We start from the raw sequence: 13,977 nt of genomic DNA, 5'->3' as shown, positions 1-13,977 counted from the left end.
AGATTATTCCTCCTTTGCGGTTTCAGTTTCCTCGGCAGCTTCGGTTGCGGGAGCCTGCTCGGCCGGAGCAGCCTGTACGGCACCACTTTGTCCCTTCGGTACGATGGGCGTGCCTTCGCGCAGCAGGCCGACGCCTTCGGCTACGATCACGTCGCCCGGCGTGAGTCCCGAACGCACGATGTACTCGCGGCCGTTCGAGAGTTTCTCAACGTCGATGATCGACGAAGATGCCTTGCCGTCCACTACCTTATATACATACACTTTGTCTTGCAGTTCGAACGTCGCGGCCTGCGGAACGGCGATGCAATCCTTGTAGATGCTCGGCAGGATGATGTTGCCTGCGCCGCCGCTGTGCAGCAGTCCGTTCGGGTTGGGGAACGCCGCGCGCAGCGACACGCTGCCCGTCGAGGTGTCGATGACGCCGCTGATCGACTCCACGCGGCCCGGCAGGTCGTAGATCGAACCGTCGCTGAGCTGCAACTGCACGGCCGACATGTTTTTGAGCGTTTCGGCGACCGAGCCGTAGCGGCGCGTGAGGTTCAGCAGCTGGTTTTCGTTCATCGAGAAGTAAACGTACATCTCCGAGTTGTCCGACACGGTGGTCAGCGGCTGCGGGATCGAAGCGCTCACCAGTGCGCCGACACGGTACGGCAGCGTGCCGACCACGCCGTTGGCCGGGGCCTTCACGACCGTATAGGAGAGGTTGTTGGCGGCGTTCACGCGCTGTGCCTCGGCCTGTGCGAGCTGGGCCTTGGCCGTCAGCAGGTTGTTGTTGGCCGTTGACAGGTCGTACTGCGAAACGACGTTCTTGGCGAAAAGTTCTTTCTTGCTGTCATAAGTGAGCTGAGCCGTAGCTACGCCGGCCTTGGCAGCCGCGACGTTGGCTTCGGCGGTTTGCAGGGCGGCTTTGTAGGGCACCTGGTCGATGATGAAAAGGGTCTGGCCTTTCGATACCTGCTGGCCTTCCGTGACGCAGAGTTCCGAGATCGTGCCCGCCACCTGCGGATAGATTGCGATGTCCTGACGGCCGCGGATGCTCGCCGAGTAGTTGCTCTGGATCTCGCGGTCGGTGGTGGCTACGGTCATCACGGCGTATTCGCCGGGACCCATTGCCGTAGGCGCCTGCCCACAGGCGACGGCTGCCATGCAGTATGCCGCTAAGGCAGCCTTCACAAATGTTTGCTTCATAACTTTTCCTTTAACTTTTTGAACTAAAAAACTTTTTCAGGTGCAAAAGTATTCTAAAAACGGTGCCGATATGCCTTTTATTGCGAACAGAATTGGCACTTTTCGGAACAAATTCGGGGGATTTATCGAATAATTCATTATTTTTGTTCGAAAAAAGAAATGATTATGTCTCAGGTGAATCCGATAACTACCACCCCGGAAGAGCAGTTCGTCGTCGGAGAGTCCGATTTCGCCTTCTTCGACAACTACGCATGCCGTATCGAAGGCGGGGCGTTTCTGTTCTGCCGCAGCGGCAGCGCGCAGGCATCCGTCAACCAGTATCAGGGCGAGGTGCGGCGCAATACGATGGTGCTGCTGCTGCCCGGTTCGATTCTGCTGCTCACCGACCGCACGGAGGATTTCAGGGTGACATTCTGCGCTTTTTCGCGCGATCTTTTCGCCGAGGCGGCGTTCCGTCTGGACCCTTCGTTCTTCCGTACCCTGGGCGAGCGGCCGATCTCCTACCCTCCGGCGCGGGTCGTCGAAGGGGCTGCGATCTGGTTCCAGATGGCGGCCTACACCTACCGCGACCGGAACAACGTGTTCCGCAATACGATCATCAAAAACCGTCTGCAAAACGTGCTGCTGGAGAGTTACGACAAGATGCAGCGCTTCGCCGCACGGCAGCCGCGGACGCCCGAGGTCACCACGCGGCAGACCGATCTTTTCCAGCGTTTCGTGGCCCTCGTGCACGAATACTGTTCGCAGGAACGCGAGGTCGCGTTCTATGCCGACAAACTCTGCATATCGACCCGTTACCTCTCGACCATCGTGCGGAGCGTGGCGAGGAGTTCGGCCAAGGAGTTCATCGACCGGGCGGTGATCCTCGAAATCAAGATGATGCTTCAATCGACCGACCTTTCGGTGCAGGAGATCGCCTACCGGCTTCGGTTCTCCGACCAGTCGTATCTGGGGCGCTTTTTCAAGAAGCACACCGGGGAGTCGCCCACCGAGTACCGGAATATGCGGAAATAACGCCCGGGAGGGGTGGAACGTGCTGCGCTTTTGGAATCGGAATTGCAGTGAAATATCAATCCTAAAAAAGTGATGATATGAGCAAGACTGTTGAAATTCTCGGGGAGCAGGCCGGTTATTACCTCTCCCACGTATGCCGCACGATCGACAAGAAGTCGTTGTACCTGCCGGGACCCGACACTGTGGAGCGCATCTGGACGGATTCCGACCGCAACATCCGCACGCTGGGCAGCCTCCGGTGGATTCTCTCGAACGGCCGCCTGGGCGGCACGGGCTATGTCTCGATCCTGCCCGTGGATCAGGGCATCGAGCACTCCGCGGGGGCCTCGTTCGCCCCGAATCCCGCCTATTTCGATCCGGAGAACATCGTGAAGCTGGCTCTCGAGGGCGGCTGCAATGCCGTGGCTTCGACCTTCGGCGTGCTCGGGGCCGTGGCCCGGAAATATGCGCACAGGATACCGTTCATCGTCAAGCTCAACCACAACGAGCTGCTTTCCTATCCCAACTCCTACGACCAGGTCCTGTTCGGCTCGGTGCGCGATGCGTGGAACATGGGCGCCGCGGCCGTCGGGGCTACGATCTATTTCGGTTCGGAGCAGAGCCGCCGGCAGCTGGTCGAGATCGCCCGCGCCTTCGACGAGGCGCATGAACTGGGCATGGCGACGATCCTGTGGTGTTACCTGCGCAACGAGGGATTCAAAAAGGAGGGCGTCGATTACCATGCCTCGGCCGACCTCACGGGGCAGGCCGACCATCTGGGCGTGACGATCAAGGCCGACATCGTGAAGCAGAAACTCCCGTCGAACAACGGCGGCTTCCGGGCCGTCGGCTTCGGCAAGACCGGCGACAAGGTCTACACGGAACTGACCTCCGACCACCCTATCGACCTTTGCCGTTATCAGGTGGCCAACGGCTACATGGGCCGCGTGGGGCTTATCAACTCGGGCGGCGAGTCGCACGGGGAGTCCGATCTGAAAGAGGCGGTCACGACGGCCGTCGTCAACAAGCGCGCCGGCGGCATGGGGCTCATCAGCGGCCGCAAAGCCTTTCAGCGTCCGATGAAGGAGGGCATCGCGCTGCTGCACGCCGTTCAGGACGTTTATCTCGACGACGAGGTGACGATCGCATAATATTGCGGCCGTGGAAAACGTTCTTATACAGTAACCAAACGTGCAATTATGAAAATAACGCTTTTCGGAACACAGCCTTACGACAAGGAGTCTTTCGAGCGCATCCGCGACGCTTACGGATTCGATATATGCTACCACCGCAGCCATCTGAACGCCAATAACGTAGCTCTTGCCAGGGGCTCCGATGCGGTCTGCATCTTCGTCAACGACACGGCCGACGCCGAAACCATCCGCCAGCTGGCCGATCTGAACGTGAAGCTGATCGCGCTGCGCTGTGCGGGCTTCAACAACGTGGACCTGAATGCCGCGGCCCGCTACGGGATTCCCGTGGTGCGGGTTCCGGCCTATTCGCCGCATGCCGTGGCCGAACACGCCGTGGCGCTGATGCTGGCGCTCAACCGCAAGGTCCACCGCGCCTACTGGCGCACGCGCGACGGCAATTTCTCGCTCCACGGCCTGCTGGGATTCGACATGTACGGCAAGACCGCCGGCATCGTCGGCACGGGCAAGATCGCCCGCGAGCTGATCCGCATCCTCAAGGGCTTCGGCATGACGGTCGTGGCTTACGATCCCTACCCCGACCGGCGCTATGCCGCCGAGGCGGGTATTACCTACGTGTCGCTCGACGAGTTGTACAGCCGTGCGGACATCATCTCGCTGCACTGCCCCCTGACCGACCGGACGCGCTACATGATCGGCGACGTGGCCATCTCGCACATGAAGCCGGGCGTGATCCTCATCAACACGGGCCGCGGCCAGCTGATCCACACCGAGGCGCTGATCGACGGGCTGAAGGAGAAGAAGATCGGGGCCGCGGGGCTGGATGTCTACGAGGAGGAGGCCGACTACTTCTACGAGGACACCTCGGACCGGATCATGGACGACGACGTGCTGGCGCGCCTGCTGTCGTTCAACAACGTGATCGTCACCTCGCATCAGGGATTTTTCACACGTGAAGCATTGGATAATATAGCGCATACTACGTTGCAGAATATCAGTGATTTTTCGGAACGCCGGGAGCTGGTGAACGAGGTGCGCGCCGAACCCGAAAACGCAGTCGTAAAATAGCCATGAAAAAGATCGTTTTGCTCCGCCACGGCGAGAGCGTATGGAACAGGGAGAACCGGTTCACGGGGTGGACCGATGTGGATTTGAGCGAAAAGGGCGTCGCCGAGGCGGTGAAAGCCGGGGAGACGCTCCGCAAGGAGGGGTTTCATTTCGGATGCGCCTATACCTCTTATTTGAAACGGGCCGTGAAGACCCTCGATGTCGTGCTCGATCGGATGGATCTGGACTGGATTCCGGTGACGAAGACGTGGCGGCTCAACGAGAAGCACTACGGCATGTTGCAGGGGCTGAACAAGCGCGAGACGGCCGAGAAGTACGGCGACGAGCAGGTGCATGTCTGGCGCCGCAGCTACGACGTGGCTCCCGCGCCCTTGGCCGAGGACGATTCGCGCAATCCGCGCCTCGATCCCCGTTACGCAGGGATTCCCGATGCCGAACTGCCCCGCACCGAGTCGCTCCGCGACACCGTGGCCCGCACGATGCCCTATTGGGAGTGCGAGATACTCCCGGCGCTGGCCCGTTACGATCAGGTGCTGGTCGTGGCCCACGGCAACAGCCTGCGCGGCATCATCAAGAACCTGAAAGGCATTTCGGACGAGGCCATCTCGGAGTTCAACCTCCCGACGGCCGTGCCCTACGTCTTCGAGTTCGACGAGGGGCTGGGCTATGTGAAGGACTATTTCCTGGGCGATCCCGCCGAGATCGCCAAACTGATGGAGGCCGTCGCCAATCAGGGCAAGGCGTAAGACGCCCCTTTTAGGGACACTTGTCGGTTCGGTCGCTTTCGAGCCGGTTTCCTGCTCCCGCCCGCTCTCTGAGCGGGCTTTTTTGTGCCGCTCTTCGAATCGGCGTCTTACGCCGACGGCCCGAAATGTGTAAAATTGGTATGCCGAACCGTAATCCGGGTACGTATTTATTGCGCGAACCACCCTATTTTTGCATCGTGAACCCGCCGACGGGCGGACGGAACGAACCTGATAAAAACAGAAACGATATGTATTTGGAGAAAATCGACTCCCCGGCAGATGTGAAACGGCTTTCCGTCGGGGAACTCACCCTGCTGAGCGGTGAGATCCGTGAAGCGCTGCTGCACAAGGTCAGCGCGCACGGCGGGCACTTCGGGCCCAATCTGGGCATGGTAGAGGCGACCGTGGCCCTGCACTATGTTTTCGATTCGCCGAAAGACAAGCTCGTCTTCGACGTTTCGCACCAGAGTTACGTGCACAAGATGCTGACCGGACGCCGCCGGGCGTTCCTCGATCCTGCGGAATACGACGGGGTTTCGGGTTATTCCGAACCGTCGGAGAGCGAACACGACCACTTCGTCATCGGCCACACCTCCACGTCGGTCAGTCTGGCGGGCGGACTGGCCAAGGCCCGCGACTTGCAGGGCGGCGAAGGGAATGTCGTGGCCGTCATCGGCGACGGATCGCTGAGCGGAGGCGAGGCGTTCGAGGGGCTGGACTACGCTGCCGAACTGGGCACGAATTTCATCGTCGTCGTGAACGACAACCAGATGTCCATTGCCGAGAATCACGGCGGGCTTTACGGCAATCTGCAAGAGCTGCGCGAAAGCGGCGGAAACTGCGCCTGCAACTTCTTCCGGGCGATGGGCTTCGATTATCGCTATGTCGCCGACGGCAACGACGTGGAGGCTCTGATCGGGGCGTTCTCCGCCGTGAAGGATACGGCTCATCCCGTCGTCGTGCATATCAATACGCTGAAAGGCAAGGGATACGCCCGTGCCGAGCAGGACCGGGAGACCTACCATTGGCGGGCGCCGTTCGACCTGGCGACGGGCGAACCGACGGCTCCGGCCGGAGCGGAGGGGTACGACGCGCTGACGGCGCGCTATCTGCTCGAACGGATGAAGCAGGACCCGCGCGTGGTGGCCATTACGTCGGGAACCCCTTCGGTGATGGGCTTCACGCCGGAGCGCCGCCGGGAGGCCGGGGCGCAGTTCGTGGATGTCGGCATCGCCGAGGAGCATGCCGTGGCACTGGCCTCCGGAATTGCCAAGGGCGGCGGCAAACCCGTCTACGGGGTTTACAGCACGTTCATTCAGCGGGCGTACGACCAGCTTTCGCAGGACCTTTGCATCAACGGCAATCCGGCCGTGCTGCTGGTTTTCTGGGGCTCGCTGACGGCGATGAACGACGTTACGCACCTCTGTTTCTTCGACATTCCGCTGCTGGGGAACATTCCGAATCTGGTCTATCTGGCTCCGACCTGCCGGGAGGAGTATTTCGCCATGTTGGATTGGAGCATGCGCCAGACGGAGCACCCCGTGGCCATCCGCGTTCCGGCCGCGGAGGTTTCCTCGCGCGAGGGGTTCGTCGCGGCGGATTACGGCGAGCTGAACCGCTACGAGGTCGTCCGTCGGGGAAGCGGCGTGGCCGTCGTGGCGCTGGGTTCCTTCTTCGGGCTCGGCGAGGAGGTTGCGGAGCTGCTGAAAGAGCGGACGGGAATCGAAGCCACGCTGATCAATCCGCGCTACATTACCGGCATCGACGAAGCGCTGCTGTCGGAACTGAAAGCCGATCACCGGCTGGTGGTGACGCTGGAAGACGGCGTGCTGGACGGCGGTTTCGGCGAGAAGATCGCACGCTTCTACGGCACGTCGGAGATGAAGGTGCTCAACTGCGGGGCCCGGAAGGAGTTCGCAGACCGCTTCGATCCCGAAGAGTTCCTGCGCGAAAACCGGCTCACGCCCGGACAGATCGTAGAGGATGTCGTCACAGTCATGAATTGAGCTATGAAACGGAAATTATGGATTTTAACCGTGTTCGGTGTCGTGTCCGTCCTGGCGGCGGGCACGCTGCCGGCACAAGAGAGACGTATGGAAAACGAAAAGACTTTTCAACAGATGTTTCCGCAGGGCGAACCGCTTCCGGAACAGTTTTCGAAGTATTTTACCGGGCAGGCCTGGCTGGCCCGCCTGACGACGGACGTGGCGCTGAACGTCCCCGTGTCGAACGTCACCTTCTCGCCCGGATGCCGCAACAACTGGCACAGCCATACGGGCGGTCAGCTTCTGATCGCCGTCGGCGGACGGGGCTACTATCAGGAAAAGGGCCGGCCGGCCCGGGAGCTGCTGCCGGGCGACGTGGTGGAGATCGCTCCCGACGTGGTGCACTGGCACGGGGCGGCTCCCGACAGCTGGTTCTCCCATCTGGCCGTCGAGTGCAACCCTGCGACCAATGTGAACACGTGGCTGGAACCCGTCGATGATGCGCAGTATGATGCGGCGACGGCTTCGCGTCCGGTTTTTTCCGAAGGAATTCCGGTGGACGGGGCGAAAGATCCCGAATTATTCGAAATTTTTGATAACTTTGCGCTCGGCGAGGTGCTCGGACACGGCGGCCTCGACGCCCGGACGCGGCTGATGTGCATTCTGGCGTCGAACGTCGCTTCGCAGGGCCGCGCCGCATTCCGGGCGACGCTCGATGCGGCGCTCGGGGCGGGCGTTACGCCCGTTGAGGTGAAAGAGGTTCTTTATCAGGCGGTTCCTTATGTCGGCATGGCGAAGGTCGCCGATTTCATCGGGGCGGCCAACGACGTGTTGGAGGCCCGCGGCGTCGGCCTGCCTCTCGAAGGGCAGTCAACGACGACCCCTGCGGACCGTTTCGAAAAGGGACTGGCCGTGCAGCGGTCGATCTTCGGCGCCGGGCATATCGACGCGATGCGGGAGGCGGCTCCCGAGAATCAGAAGCATATCCAGCAATATTTGTCGGACAACTGCTTCGGGGATTTCCTGACCCGCGGGGGACTGGACGTGAAGACGCGCGAGCTGGTGACCTTCTCGCTGCTCGTGTCGCTCGGCGGCTGCGAACCGCAGGTGAAGGGGCACATCGCCGGCAACGTGAACCTCGGCAACGACAAGGCTGTCCTGCTGGCCGTCGTGACGCAGCTTCTGCCCTACATAGGCTATCCGCGGACGCTGAACGCCATCGGATGCCTGAACGAAGTGCTGCCTGAATGACGAATGACGTGAATAACCTGCATTGACGATATGGCCAGGAAAGTTTTGATAATCTCATCCAGTCCGCGGCGCGGCGGAAATTCCGACCTGCTGTGCGACCGTTTCATGGAGGGAGCCCGCGAGGCGGGTCTCGAAGTCGAGAAGGTGTTTCTCAAAGACCTGAAGATCAATTATTGTACGGGGTGCAACCGCTGCTACAACGGCGAGCATCCCTGCCCCCAGCGGGACGATGCCGCCGGGGTGTTGGAGAAGATGGTCGCCGCGGATGTGATCGTGATGGCCACGCCGGTCTATTTCTACACGGTGTGCGGCCAGATGAAGACGCTGATCGACCGCTGCTGCGCCCGCTATACCGAGATGACCGACAAGGAGTTCTACTTTATCCTGACGGCCGCCGAGGAGAGCATTCCGATGATGGAGCGCACGGTGGAGTGTTTCCGCGGATTCCTCGACTGTCTCGAAGGGCCCGTGGAGCGCGGCGTGGTCTACGGCGTCGGGGCCTGGCACGTCGGGGAGATCGAATCCTCGCCCGCGATGCAGGAGGCGTACGAACTGGGCCTGCGGGCGTGAAAATGCCGTATAACAAACTTAAATAGAGATGCTGCGAAAAATCCGGATCGTTGCGGCGGTCCTCTTCTTTCTGCTGATTACCCTGCTGTTCCTCGACTTTACGGGGACGCTCCATGCGTGGTTCGGGTGGATGGCGAAAATCCAGTTCCTGCCCGCCCTGCTGGCCGTGAACGTCGGCGTGGTGCTGGCGCTCGTGGCGCTGACCCTGCTTTTCGGACGGGTCTATTGTTCGGTCATCTGCCCGCTGGGGGTGATGCAGGACATCGTGTCGTGGTTCGCGGGGCGGCGTAAAAAGCACCGCTACCGCTTCGGCTACTCCCCCGCGCTCACGTGGCTGCGCTGGACGATGCTGGCGGTGTTCGTCGCGGCGATGCTGGCGGGCGTCGGCTGGCTGATCGCCCCGTACAGCGCCTACGGCCGGATCGCATCGAATCTTTTCGCACCGATCTATGCGTGGGGCAACAACGGACTGGCCTGGATCGCCGAGCGGATGGACAGCTACGCTTTCTATTCGGTGGAGGTGTGGATGAAGAGCCTCGGGATGTTCCTCATCGCCGTCGTGACGTTCGCAGGACTCTCCTTCCTCGCCTGGCGCAGCGGACGCACGTGGTGCAACACGGTCTGCCCGGTGGGAACGCTGCTGGGCGTGTTGTCCCGCCGCTCGCTGTTCCGGCCGCGTTTCGACGTGTCGAAATGCAACGGCTGCAAACTCTGCGCCCGCAGCTGCAAGGCGTCGTGCATCGACCCGGCGAACCATACGATCGATTACAGCCGTTGCGTGGCTTGCATGGATTGTCTCGAATCCTGTCATCAGGGGGCTATCACCTATACCCTGCGGCGGCCGGAACGGCCGTCGGCTTCCCCTGCCGGGGAGCCTCGGACCGACGCTTCGCGGCGCCGGTTCTTCGGTGTGCTGGGGCTCTTCGCCTACACCGTCCTGCGTGCGCAGGAGAAGAAGGTCGATGGCGGACTGGCCGTGATCGAGGAGAAGAAGATCCCGGACCGTGCCGTGCCGATCCTGCCTCCGGGAGCGCAGAATCTGCGCCGCTTCACGACGCATTGCACCTCGTGCCAGTTGTGCGTGTCGGCCTGCCCGAATCAGGTGCTGCGTCCTTCGGGGCGGCTGTCGATGCTGATGAAGCCCGAGATGTCGTATGAGCGCGGCTATTGCCGTCCGGAGTGCGCCCGCTGTGCCGAGGTGTGTCCTACGGACGCCATCCGCCTCGCGGACCTCGCGGAGAAGTCGGCGACGCAGATAGGCCATGCGGTGTGGATCGCCGAAAACTGCGTGGTCAACACCGACGGCGTGCACTGCAACAACTGTTCCCGCCATTGTCCCGCGGGGGCGATCAAGATGGTGCCCCGCGATCCCAGCGATCCGCAGTCGCCGCGCATTCCGGCCGTGCTCGAAGAGCGTTGCATCGGCTGCGGAGCCTGCGAGAACCTCTGCCCGGCGCGTCCGTTCAGCGCAATCTATGTCGAAGGCCACCAACGTCAGCGAATCATCTAAAAAGCGAAGAGATGGAGAAGAAAAAGATAGACCGCCGCGAGTTTCTGAAACTCTTCGGTGCCGGGGCCGCCGCCGCGACCGCGGGGATTTACGGCTGCGGAAAGCGGGCCCCGGGGGCTGCCGCCGCTGTCGGTGAAGTCCCGACCGACCGGATGACCTTCCGGACGACGCCGGCGACCGGCGACCGGGTGTCGCTGCTGGGATACGGCTGCATGCGCTGGCCGCTGCTGGAGACGCCTGCGGCCGATGGGAATCCGATCGACCAGGAGGCCGTCAACGAACTGGTCGATTATGCCGTTGCCCACGGGGTCAACTATTTCGACACGGCGCCCGTCTACGTGCAGGGATTTTCCGAAAAATCCACGGGCATCGCCCTCAAACGCCATCCGCGCGAGAAGGTGTTCGTCGCCACGAAGATGTCCAATTTCTCGAATTTCACACGCGAAAATTCGTTGGCCATGTACCGCCGGTCGATGGCCGAATTGCAGGTCGATTATCTGGACTACTACCTGCTACACTCGGTGGGCGGCGGCAAAGGCGTGGAGACCTTCAACGAGCGGTTCATCGACAACGGCGTGCTCGACTTTCTCCTGCGCGAACGCGAGGCGGGGCGCATCCGCAACCTCGGGTGGTCGTTCCACGGCGACCGGAAGGTCTTCGACCACCTGCTGGCGATGCATGACCGGGGCGAGGCCGTGTGGGACTTCGTGCAGATACAGATGAACTACGTCGATTGGAAGCATGCCGGGGGCCGCAACGTCAATGCCGACTACCTGTACGGCGAGTTGGAGAAGCGCGGCATTCCGGCCGTGATCATGGAGCCGCTGCTGGGCGGCCGTCTCTCGCGGCTGAACGACCATCTGAGCGAACGGCTCAAAGAACGCCGTCCGACGCAGAGCACCGCTTCGTGGGCGTTCCGCTTTGCGGGTTCCTACCCCGGGGTGCTGACCGTGCTGAGCGGCATGACCTACATGGAGCATTTGCAGGACAATATCCGCACCTATTCGCCGCTCGAACCCTGCACCGACGACGAACTGGCGCTGCTGGAGGACACGGCGCAGGTGATGCTGAAATACCCCACCGTGCCCTGCACCGAGTGTCAGTACTGCATGCCCTGTCCCTACGGACTGGACATTCCGGGGATTTTCGCCCACTACAACCGCTGTGTGAACGAGGGCAATGTCCCGAAAGACCGGCAGGACCCCGCTTACCGGAAGGCCCGCCGGGCCTTCCTCGTCGGCTACGACCGCTCGGTGCCGAAGCTCCGGCAGGCGAGCCATTGCATCGGCTGCGACCAATGCGTGTCGCACTGCCCGCAGTCGATCAAAATCCCGCAGCAGCTGCGCCGCATCGACCGTTTCGTCGAGCAGCTCAAACGGGGAACTCTCTGACGCCCCGCATACGGCCCCTCCCCTCGGAGGGGCTTTTTTTACCAAATGTTAATTTTTGCCCGGCCGCAAGCGCGTATCTTTGCACTCCGAAAAACGAGCCTTATGAAAGACAGTATTGATTTCGGCAGCATGGACATTCCGAAATTGTTCCGCAAACTGCTGATTCCTACCGTGCTGGGGATGATTTTCTCGGCCGTATTCGTCATCACGGACGGGATTTTCGTGGGCCGCGGCATCGGCAGCGACGCCCTGGCCGCGGTCAACATCACCGCCCCGCTGTTCCTCATCAGCACAGGCGTCGGACTGATGTTCGGCGTCGGGGCCTCGGTCGTGGCCTCGATCCACCTCTCGCAGGGGAAAGTCAAGGTCGCGCGTATCAACGTGACGCAGGCCGTGGTGGTTTCGTCGCTGCTGCTGGCGACATACAGCTTCCTCATTACCTGGTACGCTCCCGCAGTTGCCCGGCTGCTGGGCAGCTCGGACCGCCTGCTGCCGCTGGCCGTGGAGTACATGCACTGGTTCGCGCCTTTCCTGCCTTTCAGCGCCCTGCTCAGCTCGGGGATGTTTTTCATCCGTCTCGACGGGTCGCCCAATTACGCCATGCTTTGCAACGCCGTTCCGGCGGTCATCAATATCGCGCTGGACTACGTGTTCATCTTCATCTTCGGCTGGGGGATGACGGGCGCCGCGCTGGCTACGAGCCTGGGCTATATCGTGGGTGCGGGGATGATCCTCGTCTATCTGAGCGGCCGCCGGCGGGTCGTGCGTTTCTGCCGTGTGAAACTGAGCCGCAAAAGCATGCGCCTGACCTTGCGCAATGTGGAGTACATGTGCCGGCTGGGGCTCTCGACCTTCCTGTGCGAAGGAGCCATTGCGACGATGATGTTCGCCGGGAACTACGTCTTTATCCGCTATCTGGGCGAGGACGGCGTGGCGGCGTTCAGCATCGCCTGTTACTTCTTTCCGATTATCTTCATGGTCTACAATGCCATCGGCCAGTCGGCACAGCCGATCCTGAGCTACAATTTCGGCGCGGGCAACGACGCGCGTGTGCGCAAGGCGTTCCGGCTGGCGCTGATGACGGCCCTGACGGCCGGACTGGGTTTCTTCGGCGTGACGGCGCTTTTCAGCCGCGAAATCGTGGCCATGTTCATCGACAGCGCCTGCCCCGCTTACGACATCGCCGTCCGGGGGCTTCCGCTGTTCGCGTCGGGATTCGTCTTTTTTGCCGTGAACATCGTGGCGATCAGTTATTTCCAGAGCGTCGAGCGGGCGCGTCCGGCCATGTTGGTCACCCTCCTGCGCGGATTCGTCTTCATGGTGCTCTGCTTCTTCGGACTGCCCCTGCTGCTGGATGTCGAGGGCATCTGGCTGGCCGTGCCGCTGGCCGAGGTGCTTACCTTCGGGGTCGTCATGGCGATCTACTATCGGACCCGCTTGAAAAGCAGGTTTTAGAGGGGTGCAGGATGGCTTGCGGCTGAAAAGGGGCCGGTTGTTCGATTTTGTGCTATCTTTGTCTTCTCAAATCTGTAAGGCATGGAGGCTTTTATCGAAAAATTCAGCCGGAAATACAACCTTCCCACTGAGGAGTGCCGGCGGCTCGTGGAACGGATGGAGCGACGGACCTTCCGGAAGGGCGAATGTGTGGTCCGCGAGGGCGAACGCAATTCCGATTTCTACGTCGTGAGCCGCGGCATCTGGCTGGGCCGCTACTGCAACGACGGCGCAGATGTTTCGGTGTGGTTCGCCGGCGAGGGCGAGGCGCTTTTTTCGACGTGGGGATATGTCGGCAATGCCCCTTCGCAGATCACCATCGAGGCGATGTGCGACGCCGAGCTGTACGGCATCGCCAAAGCCGATCTGGAGGAGTTTTTCGCCTCGTCGGTCGGGGCGGCCAATTTCGGACGGCGGCTCTTCGAGGAGCAGTTTATGGCGCTTGAAAACTGGATTCTTTCGGGTGGGGCCCCGCGGGCCGAGGAGCGTTACCGGACGCTGATGGCCGAGAGCCCCGAACTGTTGCAGGTCGTGCCGCTGAAACACATCGCCTCCTACCTCTGGATCACGCCGCAGTCGCTGAGCCGCATCCGGGCCAAACTGGGGAAGAAAAAAGGCTGACCGTCGGGG

12 protein-coding genes are annotated in these 13,977 nt (G+C 61.5%); 11 read left to right on the top strand and 1 reads right to left on the bottom strand.

What is annotated here, in order from left to right; translation table 11 throughout:
* Positions 1 to 3 precede the first annotated feature (3 nt).
* Complete coding sequence (locus WMO46_RS12425; RefSeq protein WP_349094437.1) at positions 4 to 1,188, bottom strand: efflux RND transporter periplasmic adaptor subunit; 1,185 nt, start codon at positions 1,186 to 1,188, stop codon at positions 4 to 6.
* Positions 1,189 to 1,353: 165 nt separating this feature from the next.
* Here WMO46_RS12425 and WMO46_RS12420 point away from each other — a divergent pair, with 165 nt between their 5' ends.
* The 11 genes from WMO46_RS12420 to WMO46_RS12370 all read left to right on the top strand — a co-directional run bounded on the left by WMO46_RS12420 (position 1,354) and on the right by WMO46_RS12370 (position 13,968).
* Positions 1,354 to 2,202 (top strand): helix-turn-helix domain-containing protein, encoded by an 849-nt coding sequence (locus tag WMO46_RS12420; protein ID WP_349094436.1) that lies wholly within the window; start codon positions 1,354 to 1,356, stop codon positions 2,200 to 2,202.
* Positions 2,203 to 2,279: 77 nt separating this feature from the next.
* On the top strand, positions 2,280 to 3,332 hold the full coding sequence (locus WMO46_RS12415) for a class I fructose-bisphosphate aldolase (protein ID WP_019150180.1): 1,053 nt from the start codon (positions 2,280 to 2,282) through the stop codon (positions 3,330 to 3,332).
* A 48-nt stretch (positions 3,333 to 3,380) separates the two neighbouring features.
* Positions 3,381 to 4,400 (top strand): 2-hydroxyacid dehydrogenase, encoded by a 1,020-nt coding sequence (locus WMO46_RS12410; RefSeq protein ID WP_129649952.1) that lies wholly within the window; start codon positions 3,381 to 3,383, stop codon positions 4,398 to 4,400.
* Between the two features lie 2 nt (positions 4,401 to 4,402).
* Positions 4,403 to 5,146 (top strand): 2,3-diphosphoglycerate-dependent phosphoglycerate mutase, encoded by a 744-nt coding sequence (gene gpmA, locus WMO46_RS12405; protein ID WP_129649950.1) that lies wholly within the window; start codon positions 4,403 to 4,405, stop codon positions 5,144 to 5,146.
* Positions 5,147 to 5,394: 248 nt separating this feature from the next.
* On the top strand, positions 5,395 to 7,152 hold the full coding sequence (locus WMO46_RS12400; protein WP_349094435.1) for a 1-deoxy-D-xylulose-5-phosphate synthase: 1,758 nt from the start codon (positions 5,395 to 5,397) through the stop codon (positions 7,150 to 7,152).
* A gap of 3 nt (positions 7,153 to 7,155) precedes the next feature.
* Complete coding sequence (locus WMO46_RS12395; protein ID WP_349094434.1) at positions 7,156 to 8,382, top strand: cupin domain-containing carboxymuconolactone decarboxylase family protein; 1,227 nt, start codon at positions 7,156 to 7,158, stop codon at positions 8,380 to 8,382.
* Between the two features lie 30 nt (positions 8,383 to 8,412).
* Positions 8,413 to 8,952 carry a flavodoxin family protein gene (locus WMO46_RS12390; RefSeq protein ID WP_026076405.1) on the top strand — a complete coding sequence of 180 codons (540 nt, stop codon included), beginning with the start codon at positions 8,413 to 8,415 and terminating at the stop codon, positions 8,950 to 8,952.
* A gap of 28 nt (positions 8,953 to 8,980) precedes the next feature.
* On the top strand, positions 8,981 to 10,462 hold the full coding sequence (locus WMO46_RS12385) for a 4Fe-4S binding protein (RefSeq protein ID WP_349094433.1): 1,482 nt from the start codon (positions 8,981 to 8,983) through the stop codon (positions 10,460 to 10,462).
* A gap of 11 nt (positions 10,463 to 10,473) precedes the next feature.
* Positions 10,474 to 11,853 carry an aldo/keto reductase gene (locus WMO46_RS12380; protein WP_349094432.1) on the top strand — a complete coding sequence of 460 codons (1,380 nt, stop codon included), beginning with the start codon at positions 10,474 to 10,476 and terminating at the stop codon, positions 11,851 to 11,853.
* Between the two features lie 102 nt (positions 11,854 to 11,955).
* The gene (locus tag WMO46_RS12375) at positions 11,956 to 13,308 is read left to right on the top strand and encodes an MATE family efflux transporter (RefSeq protein ID WP_129649940.1); all 1,353 of its coding nucleotides are present in this window, start codon (positions 11,956 to 11,958) and stop codon (positions 13,306 to 13,308) included.
* A gap of 81 nt (positions 13,309 to 13,389) precedes the next feature.
* Positions 13,390 to 13,968, top strand: a complete 579-nt coding sequence (locus WMO46_RS12370) for a Crp/Fnr family transcriptional regulator (protein WP_349094431.1) — start codon at positions 13,390 to 13,392, stop codon at positions 13,966 to 13,968.
* Positions 13,969 to 13,977 lie beyond the last annotated feature (9 nt).

The sequence above is a fragment of the Alistipes intestinihominis genome (genome assembly GCF_040095975.1).
In the GTDB taxonomy this organism is placed as follows: domain Bacteria; phylum Bacteroidota; class Bacteroidia; order Bacteroidales; family Rikenellaceae; genus Alistipes; species Alistipes senegalensis.
The sequence above is the reverse complement of the archived record's forward strand: the minus strand, read 5'-3'. Positions and strand labels throughout refer to the sequence as shown.

What these genes read in the sequence shown, in the direction of transcription:
- gpmA (WP_129649950.1), top strand. Translation starts at nt 4,403, where the DNA reads ATGAAAAAGATCGTTTTGCTCCGCCACGGCGAGAGCGTATGGAACAGG.
- WMO46_RS12395 (WP_349094434.1), top strand. Translation starts at nt 7,156, where the DNA reads ATGAAACGGAAATTATGGATTTTAACCGTGTTCGGTGTCGTGTCCGTC.
- WMO46_RS12400 (WP_349094435.1), top strand. Translation starts at nt 5,395, where the DNA reads ATGTATTTGGAGAAAATCGACTCCCCGGCAGATGTGAAACGGCTTTCC.
- WMO46_RS12375 (WP_129649940.1), top strand. Translation starts at nt 11,956, where the DNA reads ATGAAAGACAGTATTGATTTCGGCAGCATGGACATTCCGAAATTGTTC.
- WMO46_RS12390 (WP_026076405.1), top strand. Translation starts at nt 8,413, where the DNA reads ATGGCCAGGAAAGTTTTGATAATCTCATCCAGTCCGCGGCGCGGCGGA.
- WMO46_RS12410 (WP_129649952.1), top strand. Translation starts at nt 3,381, where the DNA reads ATGAAAATAACGCTTTTCGGAACACAGCCTTACGACAAGGAGTCTTTC.
- WMO46_RS12415 (WP_019150180.1), top strand. Translation starts at nt 2,280, where the DNA reads ATGAGCAAGACTGTTGAAATTCTCGGGGAGCAGGCCGGTTATTACCTC.
- WMO46_RS12425 (WP_349094437.1), bottom strand. Translation starts at nt 1,188, where the DNA reads ATGAAGCAAACATTTGTGAAGGCTGCCTTAGCGGCATACTGCATGGCA.
- WMO46_RS12370 (WP_349094431.1), top strand. Translation starts at nt 13,390, where the DNA reads ATGGAGGCTTTTATCGAAAAATTCAGCCGGAAATACAACCTTCCCACT.
- WMO46_RS12380 (WP_349094432.1), top strand. Translation starts at nt 10,474, where the DNA reads ATGGAGAAGAAAAAGATAGACCGCCGCGAGTTTCTGAAACTCTTCGGT.
- WMO46_RS12420 (WP_349094436.1), top strand. Translation starts at nt 1,354, where the DNA reads ATGTCTCAGGTGAATCCGATAACTACCACCCCGGAAGAGCAGTTCGTC.
- WMO46_RS12385 (WP_349094433.1), top strand. Translation starts at nt 8,981, where the DNA reads ATGCTGCGAAAAATCCGGATCGTTGCGGCGGTCCTCTTCTTTCTGCTG.